The organism is Cupriavidus sp. LA-1, assembly GCF_055385985.1.
Map to the genome: position 1 here is coordinate 268,851 of NZ_AP031389.1, position 15,129 is coordinate 283,979.

Genomic DNA, 15,129 nt, shown 5'->3' on the forward strand with positions numbered 1-15,129 from the left:
GCTATACCTCAGACTGGGTTGCGACCGATGAAGAATTCTTCGTCCGGCGAACTGGTCGGGTTCAGGCCGGCCGCTTGAGTAGCGTTTCGCAGCAGTGCCATGTCCTTGCCGTGCACGCGCGCCGTCGGATGGCGGACCGGGCCGCCGTTGTAGCCCTGCAGCCAGCTTTGGTACTTCCACAGAAGGCGGTTGGACAGGCCCTGACCACCGAAGCCAAGTGTGGACACCGCGCGGCGCATTGGCTCGAGCTTGTAGTACAGGTCGGTAGCCTCATCGTATTTGCCTTCGCGGATCAGCTTGTGCGCACGGGGAATCCATGGACCGAAGAAGGCACTGTAATTGGTGCCGCAGAACGGGATGTCGACAACTTGCGCCAGCGGGATGTATTCGTATTCCAGCGGCGAGGCAATCACTACCTCCTTGTGGAAATGGCGATGCACCTCAATGGCAGACATGAAGTACGGCATGCCGCCCTCGGCCTTGATTGCCACGACGTTCGGGCAGTTGTCGACCAGCTTGCGCAGCACGGCCACCGGAATGTCGGCCGGATGTAGGCGACCAAATCCCCAAGTCGGCACCGGGAAAACGATTACGCCGAGATTGGTCGCATCGCAAACTGCCTTCGTGTACTCATACACGTCGTCCAGCGATTTCGGATAGAAGTGCGGCGGGTAGCCGAGCAGCACCAGGTCAGCACCATTGGCTTCGGCGCGCTTTACCGCCGCGATGTTGTCTTCCAGCGTGTTGAAGATGGCGTGGTGCACGACGAGAAGCTTGCCCTTGGCTTCGTCGACCATGATTTGTTGGAACTGATCGTGCTCTTCCAGCGACAGCGGCACTTCAGACACCGCCAGGGAGCCGATGAAGCCGTGCTCGATAGTCAGGCGCACGTCGTGGCGGATCGCCTTTTCGTTGATGCGCGTGAAGTCATTGGTCATCGTCGGGATCGTGACGTTGGCGACGCCGACAAGGGCTTGCTTTGCCCACTCACGGGCTTCCTTCTTGGTGTAACTGGCCATGATGCGTGTTCTCCGTGATTGTTGTTCAGATGCTCTTGTTTTCGAATTCGATGGGCAGGTAGGTCACCAGGCCCCTCTCCAGCGCGCGAGTCAGGATCAGTTCGGCCACCACGATGTCCTGCAGACCGCCGCCAACCGACTTGAACATGCGCGTCCGCGCGCGCGCCAGTTTGTCTTCGAGCTTGCCGCTCATCAGCTCGACCATGCTGAAAGACTTATCGTGAAAGTTGATGGCCGCCTCTTTGGCGGCGAGCATGTCGCCGGTTTCCTCCAGCACTTCCTCCAGCATGTCGCAAACGATGATGTCGCTGCGGGCCACGACCGAGGCGTCAATCTCGCGCTGCGAGGGCACGGTTGAACCGATCGAAACAATGGTCGCCTCGGGCTTCAGCCAGTCGCTGTATAAGATCGGAAGCTCTCCGCGCGAACGGGCCGCGCACAGCACGATGTTCGCGCCGTCCACTGCCTCCTGGCCGGAGGCGACGCCGCGCGCCTGCACGCCCAAGTCGCGCGTCACCGCTTCGGCGAACGCGGCGCGTTTCTCGGGCGTCGGGCTGAACACGACCACCTCGGTCAGTTCACGCACGCTGGCGATAGCGCGCACGTGCATCGAGGCCTCAAGCCCGCTGCCCAGCACGGCCAGGCGCGCCGGAGTCGGTGGCGCCAGACGGTCGAGCGCGGCGGCCGACGTGGCTGCGGTACGAAAGCCGGTCACGAGCGCGCCATCGACCAAACCCGCGATGCGGCTGGTTTCACGGTCGAATAGGACAATCGCGTATTCCACGCCAGGCTTGGCACTACCCATCGCCGCGCCCATGACCTTGGCACCGTAGTAGCGTCCGCCCACCGGCACGGCCGACAGCGTGCGCAACCACGTCTTGCCGACGGCGGCCACGCTGCGGGCCGGTGTCGACTGGGGCGGAATCGGCTGTGAATAGGCGGCCTGCAGGGCAGCGATAGCCTCCCTCCAATCCAATACGGTACGTGCAGTATCACTTGAGACGAAAACGGGGGAATGGGATATGCTCATGATGGTCATCGCCGGGGGAAGTCAGGACAGCTTAATTTGCAACAAATAACGTGTCAATCAGTTTGTTGATGCGCATCATTTTGTGATGTTAGCTCGATCTCGACCTTCAGGCGCACCTCATCCGACAATGCCCCGGGAAAGGCGCCCATGCCGTATGCCTCACGACTGATGGTGGCGACCGCCTTGAATCCGACCACCGGTGCCTGGGTCCAGGGATTGACCGCGCGCCCCGTCAGCGCGGCGTCGAAAGCGACCGGCAGGGTGACGCCGCGCAGGGTCAAGTCACCTTCAATTACAAAGTCCGCGTGCTCGCTTCGTCGCACCGCACGGGAAACGAATACAGCCCTTGGGTGTACTTGAGTGTTGAACCAGTCGGCGCCGCGAAGATGCTCGTCGCGCATTTCAAGCGCAGTGTCGATGGAGGCCACATCGATTTCGAACGACACGCTGGACGCCTCGATGCGTTGATCATCGAACTGCAAGTGCGCGGAAAACCGCTTGAACACTCCAGGTGTGCTGGTCAGCCCGAGGTGGCGGACCGAAAATCCGATATGTGCATGTGCTTTATCGACCACCCAGTCGATGGAATTCATCATTTGATTGCTCCTATGGCGGGTAAACTGCTGAGGTAAAGCACGTATCATATGCCAGATATGATGCACCTCAATTAACAAATTGATTTACCGACATGAACTTGATTGATGATGATGTCACCCGCCTCCGTGACTACATCCAAGCCCGCGCAGGCACAGAGGCCGACCTGCGTCTGCCGCCGGAACCCAAGCTGTGCGAAACGCTAGGCATATCCCGCGGGCGCCTGCGCACGGTGCTCAAGCGATTGGAAAGCGAAGGCTTGATCTGGCGCCACGTCGGCAAGGGCACATTCATCGGCCCGCGCCAGATTCAAGCCGATGACGCCAGCCTCTCTGCCGCAATCAGCATGGACGACCTACTGGACGCGCGCCTAGTGTTGGAACCCCAACTAGCTGCCCAAGCCGCCATCCACGCCACCCCTGCAGACATCGCTGCCCTGGAGCAATGCCTGTCCGAGATGGAAGCCTCTGGACCCTTCATGCACTGGAAGCGCTTGGACGAGCGCCTGCACCGCACCGTCGCAGAAGCCACGCACAACGCCCTGCTGCTGTTGATGTACGACATCATGCGCACCCATGTACGCGTCAACCTGGACTCGCGTATTGAGGCGGTCTACTCCCCGATGATCGGGCCACGCAAGGACACTGACGACGAGCATCACCAGTTGGTGGACGCCATCCGAGCACACAATCCCGACCGCGCCGAGCAAGCCATGCGCGAGCATCTACGCTCGGTACGCACCCGGCTGTTCGGCCAGCGCTGACACCTACCCGAGAAATCCCCTACAAGCAGTAGCTTGAAATCCGATTGACCAACTCATTTGTTTATGAAACGATACGGCTCGATCCGTTAATAACGAACAGGAGACAACGATGAAGAAGGTCATCATCACCTGCGCAGTCACGGGGGGCGCACATACGCCGTCGATGTCGCCGCACCTGCCGGTGACGCCCGAGGAAATCGCCCGGCACTCCGTCGAAGCCGTCGAGGCCGGCGCCGCCATCGTGCACCTGCATGCCCGCGACCGCCTCACCGGCAAGCCCACTGGCAGCCCCGATGTCTTCCGCCAGTTCGTCGGCACGATTAAAGATTCCACCGACGCAGTCATCAACATTTCCACGGGCGGCGGCGGCCCAAGCATGCCCATTGCTGAACGCGCCGAGGCTGGCCGCGCGCTCAAACCCGAGATGTGCTCGCTGAACATGGGCTCAATCAACCTGGTCCTTTCCGAAATGGCGCAGAAGGACCGCGCCTGGAAACACGATTGGGAGAAGCCCTTCCTGCAGTCCACCAACGGGATGATCTTCCGCAACACCTACGAAGACATCGAATGGATCCTCGAAAACGTGGGTCGTGCCGGCGGCACCCGCTTCGAGTTCGAGTGCTACGACATCAGCCATCTGTACACACTGGCCTATTTCTTGGAGCGCGGTCTGGTGAAACCGCCGCTGTTCGTGCAGAGCGTGTTCGGTCTGCGCGGCGCGCAAGGCGCCCACCCCGAAGACCTGATGCACCAGAAGCGCACAGCTGACCGCCTGTTTGGCAACGACTACCACTGGTCCATCCTGGCCGCCGGCAAGAATCAGATGCCGCTGGCCACCATGTCGGCAATTCTCGGCGGCAACGTGCGCGTCGGCCTGGAGGACAGTCTCTACATCGGCCGCGGTGAGCTGGCGCAATCCAACGCCGAGCAGGTGCGCAAGATCCGCACCATTCTCACGGAACTGGGGTTGGAGATCGCCAAGCCTGACGAAGTGCGAGAGCTCTTGCAGTTGAAAGGCAAGAACGAAGTCGCCTTCTAAGCCACCTTCCAAACAAAAACAAACAACAGGAGACGAAAGTCATGTCAGACGTGAAAAGCGTCCTGATCGTGGGCGCTGGCATCGGCGGCGCCATGGCCGCCTATTCCCTAGCCCGGGCCGGGATCAGTACGCACTGCGTGGAAATCGCGCCGAGAAGCTCGGCTGCCGGCACCGGCATCTGCCTTCTCCACAACACCATGCGCGCGATGCACCAAGTTGAACTGACGGAGCCCTGCCTGGAGTATGGACAGCAGATCGATCATTTCCGCCAGTTCGACGCTGTGGGCAACCAGATCAGCGAGAACCCCACCCCGCCCGGCATCGGCATTAAGCGCCCCGACTTAGCGCACGTGCTTGAAAGCGCGGCCGTCGAAGCCGGCGCGAAGATCGAATACAACACCACCGTCACCGAACTGGAAGACCTGGGCGACCGAGTCAAGGTCTCCTTCAGCAACGGCAGCGTCGCTGAATACGACGTCGTCGTAGGCGCCGATGGCGTCTATTCCAAGATCCGCCACAAGGTCTTCGGCGTTAAGTACGACGCCGAGTTCGTCGGCCAGAGCTGCTGGCGCTTCTCGGCGCCCCGCCTGCCCGAGCACGACGGCTTCTGGCTGTTCCGCCACAAGGGCGCTGGCGTCGGTGCGATTCCGACCTCAAAGGACGGCTGCTACCTGTTCATCCTGGAAAACAGCGACAAGCCGCTGAACATGCCGCCCGACAAGCTGGACGTGTTGCTGAAGGAGCGCCTGGCCGCCTACACCGCACCCCTCATCCGCCAAGCGCTCGAGCAGCTGACCAGTCCCAAGCAGGTGCTGTTCCGCCCCTTCGACGCCCGCCTGATGCCCGGCCCCTGGTGGCATAAGGGCCGTGTGGTCCTAATGGGCGACGCCGCGCACGCACCGACGCCTCAGCTGACCTCTGGCGGCGGCATGGCTATTGAGGATGCCGTGGTGCTGGCTGAGTGCCTGGCCGCCCCCGGCACAGCCGCGCAGGCGCTCGAGGCCTATAGCAACCGCCGCATCCCGCGCGTCAAACGCGTATGGGAGGCGTCGTTCCAAATTTCGCGTTGGGAACGCGAAGACCCGGTGGGCAACGCGCAGAGGACCGCCGCGCTGCTGTTGGATACCTACAAGTTCCTTGGCGAACCAATGTAAGGCGCCAAACAGGCAACACCAACACACAACAAAAGAGGAGACAAACGGTGACGTACTGCAAACAACCAAATCGCGGCTTGCGCGTGCTGGCGTTAGCCGCGGCGATCTGCACAATTCCCCGAGCACATGCATTTAGTATCGACACTGGCAACGAGGACCTTTCCGTCCGCTGGGACAACACACTGAAATACAGCAATGCGTTTCGCGTGCACGGTCAGAGCGACTCAATGCTCACCGGTAACGCCTTCTCTGCCAACACGGACGACGGTAACCGAAACTTCAATCGAGGCCTGATTTCCAACCGCGTGGACTTGCTGAGCGAGCTCGACGTAGTCTATGCAAAGCGCTACGGCATGCGCGTCAGCGGCGCCGCCTGGTACGACAGCGTCTACAACACGAGCAACGACAACAACTCTCCGGGTACGGCCAATCGCTTCTCTGGCTCCTATAACAGCTTCAACCCCACAACCCGCACCCTGCATGGCCGCGACGCTGAGCTGCTGGACGCCTTCATGTTCGGCGGATTCGATCTCGGCAACACGCGCTTGAACCTGCGTGCTGGTCAGCACTCGGTACTATGGGGCGAAAGCCTATTCTTCGGCAGCAACGCCATCGCTGGCGCCATGGCCCCCGTCGATGTCATCAAGCTGGCATCGGTGCCCAGCACACAATTCAAGGAAGCGCTCTTGCCCGTGCCGCAAGTATCAGCGCAATGGCAACTGACCCCCGCCGTCTCGCTTGGTGCTTTCTACCAGTTCGAATGGAGATCGAATCGCCTGCCAGCAGCCGGCAGCTACTTCTCCGGTCTAGATTTCCAGCCAGCAGGCGGGGAAGCCATGTTCATCCCCGGTTCCCCCCAGCCACTGTTCCGCGGCCCGGACCAGAACGCGAAGAACAGCGGCCAGGGCGGCCTGCAACTACGCTTCTCGGCGCTTGACACCGACTTCGGCCTGTACGCGGTGCGCTTCAACAGCAAGAACCAGCAGATCGTAAATGACATCGTGCCCCCCGGGTTTCCGAGCAATTACCACCTGGTCTACCACGAGGGCATCACCGCCTTGGGGGCCAGCGCCTCGCACACGTTCGGCGACATGCAATTGGCAATCGAAGGGTCAGTCCGACACAACCAGGACCTGGCCTCCACCGCCGCCAACGACGTGTCGGCGCTATTGGGCACATCGGCCAATAACAACAGCAATAACCCCGCCTACGCCGTGGGCCGCACCGCCCATATCAACATCAGCACGCTCTCGACCTTGCCCTCGTCGTTCCTGGCCCGCGAAGCCTCGCTGATCGCCGAAGTCATGTGGAACCGCGTGCTGTCGGTGCAGAAGAATCCCCAGGCGCTCGACCCCAACTCCACGCGCGACGCCTGGGCATTCCGCATGGTGCTGGAACCGACCTACCGCCAGGTGCTGCCAGGCGTGGACATCAGCGTGCCAATCGGCTTCAGTTGGAGTCCTGCCGGCTCGCGTTCGCAAGCCTTGGGCCCCTCGCTGCCCGCAGAAAACGGGGGCGACATGAGCATCGGCGTGAAGGGCAGCTACCTCGACGTATGGCGCTTCAGCTTGGCCTACACGCATTTCTACGGTGCGGGCCGTCCCATGATGACTGGCTTCCCCCCGACTTTCTCCTATCAACAGTTCATGAAGGACCGCGACTTCGTCTCGCTGTCCATCAGCCGCACGTTGTAACCCGATAAGACAAGAGAGGAGCAATCCATGACATTCCAGAAGCTCACCCGCGCAGCCGCGGTGCTTTCCGCCCTGGCCGTGATGGCGCCTGCTATTGCCGGCGTCCCTGCCAACGAAGCCGCCCGCCTAAAAGGCGACCTAACCCCGTTGGGCGCAGAAAAGCCCGGTAACAAGGAAGGCACTATCCCTGCCTGGACCGGCGGCCTGACCACGCCCACCCCCGGCTTCAAGAACGGCGGCCGCCGCCCCGACCCCTTCGCCAACGAAAAGCCCACGCTGCGCATCACCGCGAAGAACATGGATCAGTATGGCGACAAACTGACCGAGGGCGTAAAAGCGCTGCTGCAAAAATACCCGGACACCTATCGCCTCGATGTCTACCAGACACACCGGTCCGCCGCCGCGCCGCAGTACGTGTACGACAATATCTTCCAGAACGCCACGCACGCCACGCTGGCTGAGTCCAGCGGTGGACCGGTTCCCAAGGGCGCCTACGGCGGCATCCCCTTCCCGATCCCGAAGAGCGGGGCGGAAGCCATGCTCAACCACAAATTGCGCTGGCGCAGTGAGTCCTGGGTCAAGGACGCACACAACTGGCAGGTCACGGCCGACGGCAAACCCGTGCTGCTGTCCGACATCACCCAACAGAACAACACGCCCTACTACTTTAAGGACGGGCGCTCCGACAAGCTCGACGATCTCTACTGGATGGTGCGCCTCGACACCCACGGCCCGGCAATCCGAGCGGGCGAGGCCATCGTGGGCCACCAGACGATAGACGAAACCAATACCAACACCTGGGTCTACCTGGTGGGCCAGCGTCGCGTGCGCAAGCTGCCCAATGCCTGCTGTGACACGCCAACCCCTGCCGCCGCCGGTGTTCTATCGTTCGACGAGATCGAAACCTTCAACGGTCGCATGGATCGCTTCGATTGGAAACTGATTGGCAAGAAGGAGATGTACATCCCCTACAACTCCAACCGCGTGCTAACGGCCACCAAAGACAGCGACGTCCTTGGCGCACATCACCTAAACCCGGACTACATCCGCTGGGAACTGCACCGTGTCTGGGTGGTGGAAGCTACGCTTAAGCCAGGCCAGCGCCACACATCGAAGAAGTCTGTTTACTACCTCGATGAAGACACTTGGTTGGCTGTACTCGCCGACCGTTATGACGCCAACGACAAGCTTTGGCGCATGGCCTTCTCGACCCCGGTCGCCATGCCGGACGTGCCGGGCCAAATTGCCTTCGGCTTCGGCGCCTACGACCTGCTGGCGGGCAGCTACGTTGCCATGGAGGTCGGCGCCGAGCAGAAGATGCACTACAAGATCAACACGACACCCTATTCGAAATCGTTCTTCGCGCCAGAGAACATGGCAGGCGAGAGTGTCCGCTAATTATTCATGAGTATCACCATGCAAACAAACGAAGAGAAGAAACAAGACCTGCGCCAGCTCGAATACCGCCCGGTGCGCCGAATCGTTACTGGCACCAACGCTGAGGGGCGTTCGTACATCCAGTCCGACGGCGACGCGCCCAACGCGTTCTGGGAGCCGGGCCGCCCCGCGGCGCATGTGCTGTGGGCCACCGGCGAAGCGCGTGCGATCGGCGACGAGCCGGCGCCAAAAGGACACAAGTTCCCATTCCACTCGTCGCAAGGCTCCATCCTGCGCGTCGCCGACTTCGCTCCGGACTCGTTCTACAACCAAGAAGAGCTGCTGAAGTTTCTCGACGAATCAGGCGTGCGCGACAACAACAAGCCACGCCACTTCTGGTTTCACAAGACTGAGTCCCTGGACTACGCCATCGTATTGGAAGGTGAGATCTACGCCATGATGGACGAGGGCGAAGTGCTGATGCGCCAAGGCGACATCCTCGTCCAGCGCGCTACCAACCACAGCTGGTCCAACCGCTCCGACAAACCCTGTCGCATGGCTTTCGTACTGCTGGATCTGGTGCCCGGCGAACCGCTGTAAGCCATCCATATATGGAGAAGAAATGAACATCATCGGACCCGACTACCTTGTGTTTGCGGTCGACGACGTAGCGTTGGGCGCCCAGTTCTTGACCGACTACGGGTTGGAAGACCAGGGCAATGGCCTCTTCACAGCGCTCGATGGCACCGGCGTCATCATCCGTCAGACCAGCGACCCCAGCCTGCCCAGCTGGACCCAACCCACGACCAACCAACTGCGCAAAACAATCTACGGCGTGGCCGACAAGGCTACGCTAGACGCAATCGCCGTGGAACTAGCCAAGGACCGCGAGGTGAAGACCTTGGCCGACGGCTCGATAGAGTCCGTCGATGACATGGGTTTCACGCTCGGCTTTCAGGTCACGGTGCGGCGCAAGCTGGACCTACCGGGCGAACAGGTCAACGCCCCCGGCGCCCCGCAACGAGGCTTCAATGTCAATGGCGTAAACAGCGGCCCCAACCCGCCGTTGCCGAAGCCCCGGTCCCTTTCGCACGTCGTTTATTTCGTACCCGACGTGGACAAGGCCGAGTCCTTCTATATCAAGCGCTTGGGGTTCCGACTGTCCGACCGCTTCGTTGGCATGGGGCCGTTCTTGCGGCCAGCCGGCTGCATTGAACACCACACCATGTTTCTCATCCAGACGCCGGCGCACATGCTGGGCTGCGAGCACTTCACCTTCCACATGGGCGGTCCTACCGAAGTACTGCTGGCTGGCCAAAACATGCAGCGCAAGGGATATGAGTCGTACTGGGGACCAGGTCGTCATGTCATGGGCAGCAATTGGTTCTGGTACTTCAATTCCCCGCTTGGCTGCCACATCGAGTACGACGCCGACATGGATCTACACGACGACAATTGGGTGCCGCGCGTGGAGAATGCCCAAGCCGACCGTTCGCAGATCTTCCTTTTCAACTGGCGTGAAACTTGGGCACCAAACGGCCCCGACGGTCAACCCTGAACCCTGAATGCAAGCGGTCACACCCAAGGCTCCCGTCTGGCTTAGACTCTGCGAACTGAGCGAGCTGCCCCAGACGGGGGCGCGTGGTTTTGATCTACTGGGTCGGGGCACCGACGACCTATTCATCGTACAACGCGGCGGTCTACTGCGCGCCTACCGAAATTCCTGTCCGCACTGGCCTGGGGCTTCGATGCCCTGGCGCAAGCATGCTTACCTGGACGGTGCGGCCGAGCACATTATCTGCCATGGCCACGGGGCGCGCTTCAGGCTTGATGATGGCCTCTGCGTCCTCGGCCCATGTCAGGGACAAGTGCTGGAAGCCGTGCCTTTACGCATAGAAGAAGGGTGTTATATCAGCGCCTTCATTTGAATTCAGCAATCCTCCCGCAACAACCCCTTCCCCCGACTTGTAGAAACAGTGCTACTGGAGAGCTCATGTTGGCCAAAATGCCATTGCCCATCCTCACTTCAAGAATTGCTCGGGCCTTTCACTTCGGCTTGCTTGCTACGTTCATCGGGCTAACGACTCCTCACCTTCACGCGCAAGAGAAGCGGTTCATCAAGATGGTTGTCCCGTATGCTGCCGGCGGCATCAGCGACCAGGCGGCACGGATACTCGCGGAACGCATGTCGATGGTGTTTAACGAGACCATCATCATTGACAACAAGCCTGGGGGTGGCAGCCGAATTGGCACGATGGTCGTTGCGAGTGCGCCGGCTGATGGCGATACCGTTCTGTTCACGAACATGAGCTTCAGCACGTTGCCACTTACCGAGTCCACCGTCCGATACGATCCAGTCAACTCCTTCGCGCCAGTCGGAGTAGCAGCAACGCTCTCGGGCGCGGCACTTGTCGTACGGACATCGCTGCCGGCGAAGAACCTCGAAGAGTTGGTGAGCTATGCTCGAGCACATCCCGGACAGCTTTCCTATGGCAGTTCGGGAATCGGGAGCGGTGCTCATTTCATTGGCGAGTACCTGAAGACGCTGACTGGGACGAACATCACCCATGTCCCGTATCGCTCCACTGCGAATGCACTGAACGATGTAGCCGCAGGTCAAATCGACATGACCTTCGACGCGTCCGCCAAGCCGCTCATCGACGCCGGGAAGGTAAGAGTGTTGGCCCTGGTAGCGTCCAGACGCGATCCGCGTATGCCTAACGTACCGACAATTGCGGAAGCAGGTGTAAAGGGTCTTGATATCAATGGATGGGTTGGCATCCTTGCTCCCCAGAAGACGCCACAGGTCACTATCGAAAAGATCAACCGTGCAATGAATGTCGCGTTGCAGGATCCGGAACTGCGCAAGCGCTATCAAGAACTCGGTCTGGTGCCAGCGGGCGGAAGTCCGGCTCGCATGACGCAACAGCTTCGAGAGGATGCAGCCTTGTATCGCAAGATCATTACCCAAGCAAGACTGAAGTTTGACTGATAGGCCACGAATAGAACCTACGGAAGCAATGTCTCAATCCAAAAAAAGGCTTCTTTACAGTACTGTAGCTGTACTTGCGCCCTTACTTAGCGCGCCAGTACCCGTACACGCGGTCGAGTTGTACGGAATCATTGACTCCTATATGGGATCCACGAAGGCGAGTGGCGAGGAGCGCGCCAGCATTGGCTTACAGAGCGGAGGATTGTCCACCTCGTTCTGGGGGATGACAGGCACTGAGGATCTGGGGAGGGGTCTGAACGCAACGTTTCGCATCGAAGGCTTCTTTCTCGGTGACACGGGGCAAAGCGGGCGCTTTGCGAATGATCCGATGTTTTCGCGAAATGCCTATGTCGGCCTTTCCGGTCGATTTGGAGAGGTCCGTTTAGGAAAACTGTCAAACCCTACGTTTCTGCTGACAGGGCAGTTTGATCCCTTTGGGAGTTCGACAAAGTTGTCGCCCTTGACTACGGTTCTATGGAATCCACAGTACGGGCGATACATAGCCGGGGATTCTGGCTGGAGCAACGCAATGGGGTACTACACTCCAGACTTCGGCGGCTTGTCCGGTCGATTTGTCTATGCCTTGGGAGAAGCGTCTGATTCCAACGCATCGAACAACGCTGTTGCGATGCTGTATCTCGATAAAGGGCCGCTTACTGCTTCTGTCGCCTTTCAGCGGACACGTACGGGCACTGCGATCACGAAGGCAAGCTGGGCGCAAAGTGTTCTTGCTGCCGGCGTAGCATACGACATTGGCTCTGCAAAGCTGTTCCTGCAGTATGACGGCACAAGAACCAGCGGCGTCAGCCTGAGAACAGATACTGTGCAACTCGGCGCCACGATTCCAATGCTCTCTGGAAGATTCATGCTTTCCGTGGTGCAGACCAGTATACGGGCAGCCAATCAGCCAGACGTACGTCGCCGTGACGCTGGCATCGGATATCTATACGCGTTTTCTAAACGGACCGACGCCTATGCTACCTCGCTATACGACAAGCTGAGCGATAGAGGGAGTGGATTTACTACAGCTATAGGGCTCCGGCACAAGTTTTAGCGGATTGGGAGCGCTGTGTCTTCCGGCAGCGTCTCCTAATACTTTCCAGGCGTTTCAGTTGGCTTGAGATCTTGTTCCCTCCGGCACGGCACCAGGTTATGGCCCCCCGCGGCAGTAGGCTCGCTGCCGCCCCTGCATCTCGCGGCGCAAGCCCAGCGACCGATCGGCGTCCAGTCGCTTGAGCTCGGCGTTCTCTTCCTAGCGGCTGCCGCCGCTTGACCTCCGACGCTGTTAGCCCGCCGTACTTCGTGCGCCAGTTATCGAACGTCTCGTCACAGATGGCCTTCTTGGGCAGGTTTCCGCCACCGGCATCCCCTGTTCCGCTAGCTTCAGCGCATGCGCGATCTGCTCTTCGGTGTACCTGATCTTCTTCACGGCATCCTCCTGCTCTCCAGCAGTGAACATATGAACATCATGCCGTCGTTCTCCCATCTTACTTGGCACGAACTCTTGGGAGAGCCTCAAGCCCTTGGCCTGGACCTCGGCCTCGATCTGGTTGTCGTTCATGGGGGATTCCCCAAAAGAAACGCCCGGCTCCGACATCGGCAGGGCCGGGCGCGAAAGCTCCGCAAGCAATGCGGAGGGAGGAGACACGGTGATGCAATCCAATCTGGTGAGCCCCCTATGCGGCTGGGAGGGGAAGTCGCGGGAAGCGGGCCGCCGGAGGCGTGCCGGATTGGACTGCAGGTTCAATCTGGCCTTGATAAGGCTGCTATCCTGCGGGGAACATGACTACCCAAGGACTGATCAGTGCTATTGAGCGGAATGGGCCTAGGACTCCAAGGCTTTCTGAATGCGCGCAAGGCACCGGCATTACCGAAGAGCAAGTGGTTCAGTACTTAGCGCTCTTGGACAGCGGACTGGCAAAGCCGACTCCGCTTCCTGCTCCCCCAAAGCGCAGATTGCGTGCGGTCTCACCAAAGGAATTTGCCGCCCGTCGCGCTGCTCGTGCCTCTTGAAAATCTCCGCCTCCTGCTTGTTGTCCCGCTTGAGCAGCGGGGCTCAACTGCCGGTGCACCCCGCTGTACATTCATCGGCCGATGCGACGGCGGGGCTTACGATCATTCCGGTTTTAGTGTCATGCGGCCTTCGCCAGGCCGCGGATTCCGCGGGACTCTCCGCGCACCGCAGCCAGGAAGAAGCACACACTGACTGCCGCCAGCGCGACGACCATCCAGCCTAGGCTTGGATAGCCGAAGCTCTGTGCAACCGTGCCCCCAAGGAAGGGGCCGATAGCCGAACCGGTCATCAGCATCACAGGCGTAGCCGCGACCGCACGCCCTGAGGGGTCAAGGCGAGCCAGGTACGCGAAGATGAAGGTGTGCGTGAAGGTCATTACCACCGGGAAGAGGCAGGAGCCCATCGTATAAACGGTATAGGTTGTCGTCTGCGTCAACATCAGGCACAACATGGCATGCAGCAACGGCCCAAACACGATAACGACTCTGGGCGAGATTCTTTTCTCGAAATACGCGGCGAGGACGCCGGGGGAAAGGTTAACTAGGCCGATCATTAGCATCGTGTTCATGAGCTGTCCGCGGCTGAAGCCGTGCGCGTCGCCTACGCGCTCAACGAAGCCGAACATCATCGAATGGTTCAACAGCGCGAAGCTAGTGCCAATCATTGCGAGCCAGACCACCCTCGGCAGCTTGCCGGGATGAACCGGCGCATCCGGAAGCGAGATGCTAGAGCGGCGAGATGGGAAGCCGATGAGCGCGAACAACGCCGCCACAAGCATGATGCAACCCAACGATAGGAACAGTACCGGGCCTCCGTATGCCACCACCAGTTTGGACACGCCACCCAGGAAGCCCAGTGACACAAGGGTCAAGGCCAGGAAAGCCACGGCGATCAAACGGTGCGGATTGGAACTGGCTCCCATGGCAGCGTGCGCCATCGAAAGCCCTACGCCGACACCCAGACCACCAATGAGATGCAGCGCGATCATCGTGTTGTAGTCGCGGGTCGTGGCCATGGCGATGAAGGCCGCTGCGGCCGTACCGTAGCCTAGTGGCACCGCCACTACTCCGCGTATGCGGTTGACGCGCGGTGAAACGACCGCGCTGCTGAGAACCGCCGCACCCAGGAAGCACGAAACTAGGGCGCCGGCATTTTGCGGGTCCAATCCGTACATGCCAATCAGTACGATACCGATCCACACCGGCATGGCGACGAGGTCGATCAACCCCGAGCAGTGGCACAACACTAGGGAAGTCCAGCCTTTCACGCTGTCCACGGATCTGTTCATGCTTGTCTCCTTACTTTGGATGAGTCTTTTTTGTTTCTTTCGATTGAATACTATACGGTCCGTTTCATAAATAACCAAGGACGTCAGTCCTGCCGGACGGCGCATCCCACCTGGACGCGTGCATGCCATCGCCGAGCATCTGGCGAGCTACGCTGTGGCGAGGTA

At 60.1% G+C, this 15,129-nt stretch carries 14 protein-coding genes and 1 pseudogene; 10 read left to right on the forward strand and 5 right to left on the reverse strand.

Annotated elements, in window-relative coordinates; all coding sequences use genetic code 11:
* Positions 1-8 precede the first annotated feature (8 nt).
* Genes ACZ5MJ_RS33600 through ACZ5MJ_RS33610 form a run of 3 tightly spaced genes read right to left on the reverse strand, consistent with a single transcriptional unit; the run spans position 9 to position 2,645 of the window.
* On the reverse strand, positions 9-1,019 hold the full coding sequence (locus ACZ5MJ_RS33600; protein WP_464226791.1) for a dihydrodipicolinate synthase family protein: 1,011 nt from the start codon (positions 1,017-1,019) through the stop codon (positions 9-11).
* Between the two features lie 25 nt (positions 1,020-1,044).
* Positions 1,045-2,049: an ornithine cyclodeaminase family protein gene (locus ACZ5MJ_RS33605; RefSeq protein ID WP_464226792.1), complete on the reverse strand. Its 1,005-nt coding sequence runs from the start codon at positions 2,047-2,049 to the stop codon at positions 1,045-1,047.
* Between the two features lie 53 nt (positions 2,050-2,102).
* Complete coding sequence (locus ACZ5MJ_RS33610; RefSeq protein WP_464226793.1) at positions 2,103-2,645, reverse strand: YceI family protein; 543 nt, start codon at positions 2,643-2,645, stop codon at positions 2,103-2,105.
* A gap of 92 nt (positions 2,646-2,737) precedes the next feature.
* On the opposite strand from ACZ5MJ_RS33610, the gene ACZ5MJ_RS33615 reads away from it, so the two are divergent.
* The 10 genes from ACZ5MJ_RS33615 to ACZ5MJ_RS33660 all read left to right on the forward strand — a co-directional run bounded on the left by ACZ5MJ_RS33615 (position 2,738) and on the right by ACZ5MJ_RS33660 (position 12,716).
* Entirely contained in the window at positions 2,738-3,406 is a 669-nt protein-coding gene (locus ACZ5MJ_RS33615; protein WP_464226794.1) for a FadR/GntR family transcriptional regulator, read from the forward strand.
* A gap of 109 nt (positions 3,407-3,515) precedes the next feature.
* On the forward strand, positions 3,516-4,445 hold the full coding sequence (kce, locus tag ACZ5MJ_RS33620; protein ID WP_464226795.1) for a 3,5-dioxohexanoate:acetyl-CoA acetone transferase: 930 nt from the start codon (positions 3,516-3,518) through the stop codon (positions 4,443-4,445).
* A gap of 41 nt (positions 4,446-4,486) precedes the next feature.
* Complete coding sequence (locus ACZ5MJ_RS33625; protein WP_464226796.1) at positions 4,487-5,599, forward strand: FAD-dependent oxidoreductase; 1,113 nt, start codon at positions 4,487-4,489, stop codon at positions 5,597-5,599.
* Between the two features lie 47 nt (positions 5,600-5,646).
* Positions 5,647-7,293, forward strand: coding sequence for a DUF1302 domain-containing protein (locus ACZ5MJ_RS33630; RefSeq protein ID WP_464226798.1), 1,647 nt, complete (start codon positions 5,647-5,649; stop codon positions 7,291-7,293).
* Between the two features lie 27 nt (positions 7,294-7,320).
* Positions 7,321-8,691 carry a DUF1329 domain-containing protein gene (locus tag ACZ5MJ_RS33635; RefSeq protein WP_464226799.1) on the forward strand — a complete coding sequence of 457 codons (1,371 nt, stop codon included), beginning with the start codon at positions 7,321-7,323 and terminating at the stop codon, positions 8,689-8,691.
* An 18-nt stretch (positions 8,692-8,709) separates the two neighbouring features.
* Positions 8,710-9,270, forward strand: coding sequence for a cupin domain-containing protein (locus ACZ5MJ_RS33640; protein ID WP_115215326.1), 561 nt, complete (start codon positions 8,710-8,712; stop codon positions 9,268-9,270).
* 22 nt (positions 9,271-9,292) lie between these two features.
* Positions 9,293-10,228, forward strand: a complete 936-nt coding sequence (locus ACZ5MJ_RS33645; protein WP_464226802.1) for a VOC family protein — start codon at positions 9,293-9,295, stop codon at positions 10,226-10,228.
* Between the two features lie 7 nt (positions 10,229-10,235).
* Positions 10,236-10,598, forward strand: coding sequence for a Rieske (2Fe-2S) protein (locus ACZ5MJ_RS33650; RefSeq protein ID WP_464226803.1), 363 nt, complete (start codon positions 10,236-10,238; stop codon positions 10,596-10,598).
* 65 nt (positions 10,599-10,663) lie between these two features.
* Entirely contained in the window at positions 10,664-11,662 is a 999-nt protein-coding gene (locus tag ACZ5MJ_RS33655) for a Bug family tripartite tricarboxylate transporter substrate binding protein (RefSeq protein WP_464226804.1), read from the forward strand.
* A gap of 118 nt (positions 11,663-11,780) precedes the next feature.
* Positions 11,781-12,716: a porin gene (locus ACZ5MJ_RS33660; protein WP_464226805.1), complete on the forward strand. Its 936-nt coding sequence runs from the start codon at positions 11,781-11,783 to the stop codon at positions 12,714-12,716.
* Between the two features lie 153 nt (positions 12,717-12,869).
* Here ACZ5MJ_RS33660 and ACZ5MJ_RS33665 read toward each other — a convergent pair.
* Both ACZ5MJ_RS33665 and ACZ5MJ_RS33670 read right to left on the reverse strand, forming a co-directional pair.
* Positions 12,870-13,091, reverse strand: a pseudogene (locus ACZ5MJ_RS33665) (transposase); the annotation flags it as partial.
* Between the two features lie 703 nt (positions 13,092-13,794).
* Positions 13,795-14,964, reverse strand: a complete 1,170-nt coding sequence (locus ACZ5MJ_RS33670) for an MFS transporter (RefSeq protein WP_464226806.1) — start codon at positions 14,962-14,964, stop codon at positions 13,795-13,797.
* Positions 14,965-15,129: the final 165 nt, after the last annotated feature.